This window comes from Pasteurella testudinis DSM 23072 (genome assembly GCF_900176075.1).
GTDB classification, from domain to species: Bacteria; Pseudomonadota; Gammaproteobacteria; order Enterobacterales; family Pasteurellaceae; genus Chelonobacter; species Chelonobacter testudinis.
Map to the genome: position 1 here is coordinate 59,096 of NZ_FWWV01000007.1, position 9,340 is coordinate 68,435.

Below are 9,340 nucleotides of genomic sequence, written 5' to 3' on the forward strand. Positions count from 1 at the left end.
ATGAAACGCTTATTTTCATGCTTTGCTCTGTTGCTTGCCACCGCCGCTCATGCTGCGCCGATGTATGCCACGTTAAGCGGTGAAACAATGGGAACAAGCTACACAGTGCGTTACCGTGCTGCGTCGAATGCCGGCGAGCCTGCTGTACAAAGCCGCATCGAAGCCCGCTTGCAGTCGCTAATTGACAGCATGTCCACCTTCGAGCCAAACAGCCTTATTTCTCAATTCAACCGTCTGCCCGCCGAAGAAAAATTGGCAGTGGGTGCTGATTTTTTGCAGGTGTTAGCAGACAGCCGTGATATTTACCGACAATCAAACGGTTCTTTTGATCCAACCGTATATCCACTGGTGGAGCTGTGGGGCTTTGGGGCGAAGCAGATTGCCGAGCGTTTGCGCCGTCCGCCGAGCAAGGCGGAAATTGCAGCGGCAAAGTCGCAAATGGGTTTTGAACAGGTGGTGAACAGCGGTGTATGGTTGAGCAAACGGCAGAACGGTATCGGGCTGGATTTTTCCGCCATTGCCAAAGGCTATGCGGTAGATGCGTTGGCAGTGGTGTTGCGTGACGAGTTCGGCGTAAACGATTATCTGGTGGAAATCGGCGGCGAGATTGCCAGTCAAGGATGCAACCCAAGCGGACAGCCGTGGCGGATTGCCATCGCTTCACCCGACAGCGATAGCACCGACAGCGTCTTCACCCTGCAACAACCCGCCGGACAGCGCTTGCAACTTGCCACATCGGGCAATTATCAAAATTTCGTGGTTTACCGTGGCAAAACCTACGGACACAGCATCAGCCCCTTAAGCGGCGAGCCTGTGCAGGGCAATGCCGCATCGGTAACCGTATTGCACGACAGCGTGGCATTGGCAGACGGCTGGGCGACCGCACTTTCGGCGCTGCCTTATCCGCAAGCCCTTGCCTTGGCACAGCGGCAACAATTAAAAGCACTCTTCGTGATGCCGTCTGAAAACGCATCGCCATCGCCCCCTTGGCAGGTGGTGCGCACCACGGCATTGGATTCTTTGTTAAAAATGGAGACTCGCAAATGAAATGGTTCAAACTTTTCACAATAGCGGCGGCATTGCTGCTCAGCCTGCCTGCCGCTGCCAAAGATTTGGTGATTTATTTTTCCAACCCCGAACGCCCCGCCTTGCCCAGCGGCACGGACATGGTATCCAGTGCCAGCAAGCTGCTGAAAAACGAGCGGCAACAAGGCACGACCGAATACGTCGCCCGCCTGATTCAAAAAGAAACCGGCGCGGATATTTTCCGCATTGAGCCGTCGGCAAGCGCAGGCTATCCCGCCACTTATGACGAGCTGTTGGATTTCAGCCGCGCCAAGCAACGCCGCAATGCCCGCCCGCCGCTCAAGCAACGCTTAGCAGGGCTGGAGCAATACGACCGAGTGTTTATCGGCTATCCGATGTGGTGGTATCAAATGCCGATGGTGGTGTATACCTTTTTGGAAAGCCACGATTTGAGCGGCAAAACCATTATCACCTTTGATACCCATTCAGGCTACCGTTTCCGCAAAGATCCGAAAAGCGAGATTGAACGAATCCAGCCGCGCGCTAAGCGAGTGGTGCAGGGCTTAAGCCTACGCCGCAGCCAAGTGCCAAATATTGAGCCTGAAATCAAACGCTGGCAGCCTACGTTGCCACGCTAAGGAGCTGTCATGCCGTTAAAATACAAACTGCAACTGCTGCACGACCTGCTCCTGACCGCACTTTTTCTCTCGGTGATGGGCTATCACATCTACCCCGAGTTAATCCACGAATGGGCAGGCATTGTGTTTTTTGCGCTAGTGTTTTTGCACAGCGGCTTGAACCTATGGTGGTTTAAAAAGCTCACGCAAGGGCAGTACGATGCCTACCGCCTGCTGCAAACGGGCGTGAATCTGCTGACCTTTATCCTGTTTATGATTGCCTGCGTCAGCGGCGTGATGATGTCCAATTTCGCCCTGCCTGACCTGCCGATCAGCATGGTCAATAGCACCGTGCGCAAGCTACATATGCTCAGCTCGCATTGGCTGCAACTTTTGATCGGCGTGCATTTGGGCTTGCACTGGAAAATGCTCGCCAACTTTCTCGCCAAACTGTGGCAGATTGATTTGAACGGCTTCAACGCCCGCCGCCGGCTGCCCGCACTTTGGCTCGTCATCTCCGCTTACGGCATTTATGCCCTGATAAAGCGTGATATTCATCACTACCTGTTTGGCTTGATTGAATTTGCCGCCCTAGATTTTGACGAACCAAAATGGCTGTTTTATCTGGATTTCTTTGCCATCGTGATTTTCGCCGCCTACCTGACCCGCTTTTTGGTTTGGCTGTGCCTGTTTCGGCGTAAAGATTAGGTCTTTCCAAGCGACAAACCAATCAATATGCCATCTGAAACTTTTACTAATTTTTGTCTGCTTGAAAAAGGCAAAGTGCGGTTTCAGACGGCCTGTTATTGGCTGTTTCGTTTATTTCAAATTGGCTTTGAAAAACGCAGCGAATTTATCGTATGGGATTTTGCCTGCCTGATTGTCGTACAAATCGACGTGGGTGGCGTCGGGCACGATATACAGCTCTTTATTGCTGCCGCTCAGTTTCTTGAACGCATCTTCGCTGAAATAGCGCGAATGGGCTTTTTCACCATGCACAATCAAAACCGGATTCTTGATTTCGTGGGCGTAGCTGAGTAATGGCATGTTGCTGAATGAATAGGCATTGGTGGCGCTCCATGTGCTGTTGGAATTGATGCCGCGCGGGTGGAAGCCGCGCGGGGTTTTGTAGAAATCCCAATATTCCTGCACAAATTGCGGTTCATCGCCGTTTAATTTCTCAGGCAAACCCATGCCGCTAAGAGCCAAAGTGCCGTTTTTAAAGTCTTGCGTGCGTTGGGCGGCCACGGCCTGACGGGCTTGGTAACGGGCTTCGGCATCCACGCTGTCGTTGTAACCGTTCGCCATCACACGGCTCATATCATACATGGTCGAAGTGGCGGTCGCTTTGATGCGGGGATCGGCCGCCGCGGCATTCAATGCCATGCCGCCCCAGCCGCAAACGCCCAAAATGCCGATTTTACCGCCGTCGACAGCATCAAGGTTGGCTAAAAAATCCACCGCTGCACTGAAATCTTCGGTATTGATGTCGGGCGAAGCAACATTGCGCACTTCGCCGCCGCTCTCGCCGGTAAACGACGGATCAAACGCCAGCGTGACAAAACCGCGCTCGGCCAGCGTCTGCGCATACAGCCCGGAAGACTGTTCTTTCACCGCACCAAAAGGGCCGCTGACGGCAATGGCAGGCAGTTTGCCGGCGGCGTTTTTCGGGGTGTATAAATCAGCGGCCAAGGTGATGCCGTAGCGGTTTTTGAACGTTACTTTGCGATGGTTTACTTGATTGCTTTGCGGGAAAATTTTGTCCCATTGTCTGGTCAGGTTCATGGTATTCGTTCCTTGTGTCACGGTGGTTTGATCTTGTGCCAAAACAGATCCGCTGCTGAACAGCATGGTTACGCTGAGCGCGGCAGCGGATTGCATGAGTTTTCTACGGGAAATCGGGGTTTTCATGATGTTGTCCTTTTGAATTATTGAGGTTGGACTTCATCATAAACAGCTAATGGTTTCTGTTAAATTTATTAATTATGATTTTATAATTTCCAAAATAGAAATCATGAAGCTTGTTTATCAGTAAAGTGCGGTTTTGGCAGGCGTTGATTGCGGGGTAATAAAAAAGGATAGCCGGTTGCTATCCTTTTGTTGTGCAAGTGCTATACGAGAGCGGAATGGCGATTAGTGTTTATGTTTTCCGCCGCAGCAGCCTTCATGTCCGTGTTTATGGTCGTGATGATGGTGATGTCCGTGCTCGTGATCATGATGATGGCCGCCGCAACCGCAGCCGTGCCCTTCTGCGTCACTGTCGTGTCCGCCGCAGCAACCGCCGCCTTCGGCATGAATATGGCCGTGTGAAATTTCTTCCAGAGTGGCTTCGCGTGTGGCAACGATTTCGACGTTAAACAGCAATTCTTGGCCAGCCAACATATGGTTGCCGTCAACCACAACGTAGTCGTCGCTCACTTCGGTGATCACCACCGGTAACGGCCCGATGTCGGTGTCGGCGATAAAACGCATACCGACTTCCAACTCGTCCACGCCGACAAACACATCTTTCGGCACTTGCTGCACCATGTTGTCGTTATATTCGCCGTAACCCTCTTCCGGCTTGACCCGCACTTCGAATTTTTCGCCGACTTCACGCCCTTCGATGGCGTTTTCCAAGCCGATTACCAGATTATTGTGCCCTTGCAAATATTCCAAAGGTTGATTGGCTGGTGCTTCGTCAACTAACACCCCGTCTTCAGTACGAACTTGATATGCGATACTGACCACTACATTTTTTGCTGCTTTCATCGGCTACTCCGCCTTAATTAATGGATAAAAATAGATAGAAAGCAGGATTATAGCAAATCCTGCTGTGAATTAGTCATTCTTCAGATAAATGGTGGCGCTGACCTGAATTTTCAAGTTTGCTTGTCCGCTTTGCACCTGCATACTTTCCTCATCGCTTGCCGCCGAGGAAAATACGCTTTTTCGTGTATAGTAGATCGGTTGATAGTCTGCCGGATCGCTGCTGTTACCGATGTTTAAGTTCAAAATACGATAGCTTTCGGCTTGTAAATTCCGGCTGATTAACTCGGCTTTTTGTTTGAATGCCTGTAGCGCTTCCGTGGTCATTTCGCTTTCCAAACGCTGTTTTTGCTCGTCCGACAGGGTGAACACCAGGTTTTGTACCGCCATTTGATTATCCACTGCCGCGATTAACTCGGAAAGTGCGGTAAAATCTTGGCTTTCCAAGGTGATTTCCGCATAGTCGGTCCAGCCGCTCGGTTTGTTTTGTTTATCGTAGTTGAGATAGTTTTTGCGGTTGGTTGCGCCAGTTTGAATATTGCGTTTTTTCGCCGCTTCGACTACCGCATTCAATTTTTTAGTGACGCTTGGGCTGATCGCTTTTAAAGTTTTGCCCGACTCCTGCGCGAACAGAATCACACGCATGGTGTCTTGCTGCACTTGGCGTGAAACATCGACGCTAAAGCTGATTTGTTGTTCGGGTTGACTGTTGTGTTGACTATTGTCGGCTTGTGCCGGAAGTGCGGTTGCCAATAATAACATACCGCCGCCGAGTAGCGTTTTGAGTTGCTTTTTCATCTTCTGCATTCCTTTGTTTAGACCTGTAACCAAAAGGTGACCGGACCGTCGTTGATTAAACTGACCTGCATATCAGCGGCAAAAATGCCGTTTGCAGTGGTAATTTGGGCGCGGCATTGTTCGCTAAAATAAGCGTAGAGTTGTTCTGCCAGTTGCGGCGCAGCGCCGTTGGAAAAGCTCGGACGCAGCCCTTTTTTGGTGTCCGCCGCCAATGTAAACTGAGACACCACTAAAACGCTACCGTTCGCTTGTTTAACGTTTAAATTCATTTTTCCGTTTTCATCGCTGAATACCCGATAAGCCAAGACTTTCTCCAGCAAACGATCGGCTTTTTCCGGCGTATCGTTTTTTTCCACGCCGAGCAAAACCAACAGTCCCTGTTGGATTTCGCCGACCCGTTGCGCTTCGACGCTGACCGAAGCCTGTTTCACTCTTTGAATCAATGCGATCATTTTCCTGTTCCTGCGGCGTTAGGAAGCCCTAGTGTTCTTGGTCGGGCAAGGTGATTTTTTGTTGTAAACGGTGCAGTTCGTCATGCAATTTTTGTTGTTTATGCTGATATTCTCTCTGCAAATCCAGCTTGCCGGCCTTGACCAAATTCAGATCTTCCAAGACGGCGGTCAATTGTGCGCCGAGCAATACAAAGGTCCAGCTCAGCTGAATCCACAGCAGCAGAATCGGCAGGGTCGCCAAGGCGCCGTAAATCAGTTGGTATGATGGAAAAGCAGCCATATACCAGGTGAACGCCTGTTTGCCGAGAGTGAAAAAGATGGCGGCAATCAATGCACCGATCATGGCGTAACGCAGGTTGACTTTGGTATTCGGCACTATGGTATAAATCAGAGTGAAGGCAATCCAAGTCAGCAGAAACGGCACGAAGCTGAGTAAACGCGTGCCCAAAGACATGACAGTGTGATGACTGAACAATTGAATGGAAAAAATATAAGAGCTGACAATCAGGCTAATCGCCAAAAAGAGCGGTCCCAGGGTTAAAATCATCCAATACATGGCAAAGGAAAACAGCGGCGTACGCGAATTGGTGTTCGGCCAAATATCGTTCAACGTGCGGTCAATCGAGGAGATCAGCATTAACGCCACCACGATTAAGCCGAGAACGCCGATACCGCTCATTTTTTTCGAGTTGGCGACAAATTCGTTTAAATATTGCTGCACCACGCCGCCGGTTTCGGGGGCGAAATTGTCAAAAATCAGGCTTTGCACCTGTCCGCTGACTTCGCTGAACACCGGAAACGCAGAGAAAATCGCCAACACCACCATCATCAGCGGCACCAGTGCCAGCATGGTGCTGTAAGTCAAATAACCGGCAGCCATATTCAGTTTGTTCTGATTAAAACGGTGCCAAAACAGTTTCAGAAAAATCAACAGGTGTGAAAAAAAACGTATCATCGGTTGTCCTTTTGTCAGCTCGCCAGCCAATTGCGCAAGATCTGTTCGCCGTGTTCGCTGATAAACGATTCGGGGTGAAATTGCACGCCGTAAATCGGCAAAGTGCGGTGCTGCATTGCCATCAATGTGCCGTCTTGATCAACCGCGACGGCTTGCAAACACGCCGGCAAATTTTTGATTGCCCACGAATGGTAAAGCCCTATCTTAAAGGATTGCGGCAATTTTTTAAACAGTAATGATTCTGCGGTTTGCCGCAACACCGCACTTCGTCCGTGCCGAATCTGGGGTAAATTGTACAGTTCGCTGCCAAAAAACTGGCATAGGGTCTGGTGTCCGAGACAGACGCCGAGAATAGATTTTTGCTGATGGTAACGCTGCAACAGCGCAAACAGCTGCGGATAAGCCTGCGGCACATCGGGGCCGGGCGAGATCAGAATATGGCTGAAATCGGCGACCTGTTGCAAATCCACCTTTTCCGTGTCGCACACCTGCATCTCAATTCCCTCAATCCGCCGCAGCAGATCGACCAGATTGTAGGTGAACGAGTCGTGATTGTTGATGATGAGTAGCATGGTTGCACCTGTTAGAAAATTAATTGCGGTTATTATAAGCGGAATTTAGGATTTTACTTATTGCGCTTTACTCAATCCCCACCAACTTATGGGTTTGCAAACTCAGCTGCCATTTCGGTTTGTTCCGGCGTTGGTTGAGTTCGCCCAGCTTGCGAATCGTATCCAGCAGGTTCATTTCGCCTTGCTGTTCGCAAGGGGAGAGGTAGTAGTGTTGCGCTTGAATGCGCTGTTCGATTTGTTCGCAGAACGGTAGGATTTCGCCGTCGTTGACAATCCGCACTTCGTCGGCGGACGGTATGCAGCGTTGTTGGTATTTGTGTTGATACAAGCGTTTCGGGCTGGTGGCGATATAGTCGATTTGCGGCGCAATCGGTTTTAAGCCGTTGGTTTCAATCGCTAAGAAGTAGCCTGCGGCTTTGAGTTCGTCGAGCAACATCGTCAATTTGGGCTGAATCGTCGGTTCGCCGCCGGTGATGATGATGTTTTTCGCCGTGTACGACCGCACTTTTTGCATAATCTGGTCTAACGTCCAGCGTTCAAACCGATGGTAGTCGGTGTCGCACCACGGGCAGGCGAGGTTGCATTTGCCGAAGCGGATAAAAATGCTCGGCATGCCGGTGTTGAAGCCTTCCCCTTGCAGGCTCTCGAAAATCTCGACGATATTGTAGTGAATGTCGCTGCTCATTCGCTGTCCGTATATTCGCAGAATGAGGTCGGGGTTTCCCATAAACGCACCGCTGAAATCGGTAAACCGGCGTGTTGCAGGCGCTGGAAAATAAATTGCGACATTTGCTCGGCGGTGGTGCGGTAGGGCAGGGCGAACACTTTGGAGTCCAACTCTTGCAGCAGCTCCGCCACTTTGCGCTCTTTTTCGCTGTGTTGATCGTAGATAAAAGCGTGATCCATCGGTTTGAGGATCAAGTCGTCAACCACGCTTTTCAGATCGCTGTAATCCATCACCATACCGCACTTTGCCGCATCGGTCAGCAGCGGCGCGCACAGTTCGACCTGTAATTTGTAGGTGTGTCCGTGCAGGTTTTTGCATTTGCCGTCGTGTCCGTCAAGCATATGCGCCATATCGAAACTGAATTCTTTGCTGATTTTAAACATGGTGTGCCTCTTTTTCTGCCAAGTATTCGTTCAAGCCTTTTTCGCGCAATTTGCAGCTCGGGCATTCGTGGCAACCGCCCTCGACACCGAGATAGCAGGTGTGGGTGTGTTGCCGCACATAATCCAAGCCTCCTAATTGATCGGCGAGCGCCCAGGTCTGTTTTTTATCCAGATACATCAACGGCGTTTGGATATTAAAGTTGTAGTCCATTGCCAGATTGAGGGTGACGTTCATCGATTTGACGAACACATCACGGCAGTCGGGATAGCCGCTGAAATCGGTTTCGCATACGCCGGTGACGATATTGCGAATGCCCTGTCCTTTGGCGTAAATCGCCGCATAGAGTAAAAACAGTGCATTGCGCCCGTCAACAAAGGTGTTTGGCATATCGTCGTTCTCTTCGATGACCGCACTTTGATCCATCAGCGCATTAGTCGTGATGGCTTTGATCACGCTGGTGTCGATCAGCGTTTGTTTGACGCCCAGATCGCGCGCGATCCATTGCGCTTTTTCGAGTTCGATGGCGTGGCGCTGCCCGTATTGAAAGGTCACGACTTCGACATTTTCTTTGCCGTAGTGCTGAATTGCCTGTAGCAGGCAGGTGGTGGAATCTTGTCCGCCGGAGAAGATCACCAAGGCTTTAGGTGTTTGTTGCATGTTGTGTCCTAGTTTTTTTGCGTGGGAGGGTTACGAACCACGTTGGTTAAAGGGGGGCATTCTACAGGATTTTAGCGGGGAAGCATACCGCACTTTGGTTTTCTTTTGTGTTGTTTTATGGCGAGCACAGGGCAAGATCGCACTTTTCCTCAAAATATGATCTAATAAGCCTTTAATACGTTAAAATACAAGGTAACGTCATGGACTTATTCCGCTTTTTCGGTCAATTGGAAGACCCGCGTAAAGATATCAACCAAAAATATCCTTTTCTTGAAATCATTTTTCTGACCATGAGCGCCGTCATTTCCGGTGCGGAAGGTTGGACGGACATTAAACGGTTCGGGGAATATCATTTGGCGTGGTTGCGTCAATATTTACCTTTTGAGCGCGGCATCCCGGTCGAT

The 9,340-nt window shown here is 50.3% G+C and carries 13 protein-coding genes and 1 riboswitch; of the genes, 4 read left to right on the plus strand and 9 right to left on the minus strand.

Translation table 11 applies throughout. From position 1 onward, the window contains the following. From B8880_RS04555 to B8880_RS04565, 3 genes are read left to right on the plus strand one after another with little or no spacing between them, the layout of a single operon-like run. Positions 1-1,047 (plus strand): FAD:protein FMN transferase, encoded by a 1,047-nt coding sequence (locus B8880_RS04555; protein WP_084256361.1) that lies wholly within the window; start codon positions 1-3, stop codon positions 1,045-1,047. Beyond that, positions 1,044-1,664: a flavodoxin gene (locus tag B8880_RS04560; RefSeq protein ID WP_084256363.1), complete on the plus strand. Its 621-nt coding sequence runs from the start codon at positions 1,044-1,046 to the stop codon at positions 1,662-1,664. The genes B8880_RS04555 and B8880_RS04560 overlap by 4 nt, the downstream gene beginning before the upstream one ends. 9 nt (positions 1,665-1,673) lie before the next feature. Then, a complete protein-coding gene (locus B8880_RS04565; RefSeq protein WP_084256365.1) occupies positions 1,674-2,351 on the plus strand; it encodes a DUF4405 domain-containing protein in 678 nt (225 codons plus the stop codon). Positions 2,352-2,462: 111 nt separating this feature from the next. Here the strand turns inward: B8880_RS04565 and B8880_RS04570 are convergent, their stop codons facing one another. The 9 genes from B8880_RS04570 to queC all read right to left on the minus strand — a co-directional run bounded on the left by B8880_RS04570 (position 2,463) and on the right by queC (position 8,936). Next, positions 2,463-3,554 carry an alpha/beta hydrolase gene (locus tag B8880_RS04570; protein ID WP_084256367.1) on the minus strand — a complete coding sequence of 364 codons (1,092 nt, stop codon included), beginning with the start codon at positions 3,552-3,554 and terminating at the stop codon, positions 2,463-2,465. Positions 3,555-3,776: 222 nt separating this feature from the next. After that, positions 3,777-4,394, minus strand: coding sequence for a peptidylprolyl isomerase (slyD, locus tag B8880_RS04575; protein WP_084256369.1), 618 nt, complete (start codon positions 4,392-4,394; stop codon positions 3,777-3,779). A 69-nt stretch (positions 4,395-4,463) separates the two neighbouring features. Next, positions 4,464-5,189, minus strand: coding sequence for an SIMPL domain-containing protein (locus B8880_RS04580; protein WP_159460718.1), 726 nt, complete (start codon positions 5,187-5,189; stop codon positions 4,464-4,466). Positions 5,190-5,206: 17 nt separating this feature from the next. Next, positions 5,207-5,641 carry a D-aminoacyl-tRNA deacylase gene (dtd, locus tag B8880_RS04585; protein ID WP_084256373.1) on the minus strand — a complete coding sequence of 145 codons (435 nt, stop codon included), beginning with the start codon at positions 5,639-5,641 and terminating at the stop codon, positions 5,207-5,209. A 28-nt stretch (positions 5,642-5,669) separates the two neighbouring features. Next, positions 5,670-6,596 (minus strand): virulence factor BrkB family protein, encoded by a 927-nt coding sequence (locus B8880_RS04590; RefSeq protein ID WP_084256375.1) that lies wholly within the window; start codon positions 6,594-6,596, stop codon positions 5,670-5,672. A gap of 14 nt (positions 6,597-6,610) precedes the next feature. Beyond that, positions 6,611-7,168, minus strand: coding sequence for an anthranilate synthase component II (locus tag B8880_RS04595; protein ID WP_084256377.1), 558 nt, complete (start codon positions 7,166-7,168; stop codon positions 6,611-6,613). Positions 7,169-7,235: 67 nt separating this feature from the next. Continuing rightward, positions 7,236-7,853 carry a 7-carboxy-7-deazaguanine synthase QueE gene (locus B8880_RS04600; protein ID WP_244165604.1) on the minus strand — a complete coding sequence of 206 codons (618 nt, stop codon included), beginning with the start codon at positions 7,851-7,853 and terminating at the stop codon, positions 7,236-7,238. Further along, positions 7,850-8,278, minus strand: coding sequence for a 6-carboxytetrahydropterin synthase QueD (queD, locus tag B8880_RS04605; RefSeq protein WP_084256381.1), 429 nt, complete (start codon positions 8,276-8,278; stop codon positions 7,850-7,852). The genes B8880_RS04600 and queD overlap by 4 nt, the downstream gene beginning before the upstream one ends. Next, positions 8,271-8,936: a 7-cyano-7-deazaguanine synthase QueC gene (gene queC, locus B8880_RS04610; RefSeq protein ID WP_084256383.1), complete on the minus strand. Its 666-nt coding sequence runs from the start codon at positions 8,934-8,936 to the stop codon at positions 8,271-8,273. The genes queD and queC overlap by 8 nt, the downstream gene beginning before the upstream one ends. Before the next feature lie 2 nt (positions 8,937-8,938). After that, positions 8,939-8,983, minus strand: a riboswitch (PreQ1 riboswitch). Between the two features lie 153 nt (positions 8,984-9,136). On the opposite strand from queC, the gene B8880_RS04615 reads away from it, so the two are divergent. Beyond that, positions 9,137-9,340: transposase family protein (locus tag B8880_RS04615; protein ID WP_143933398.1), on the plus strand; the 204-nt coding region annotated here is incomplete at its 3' end.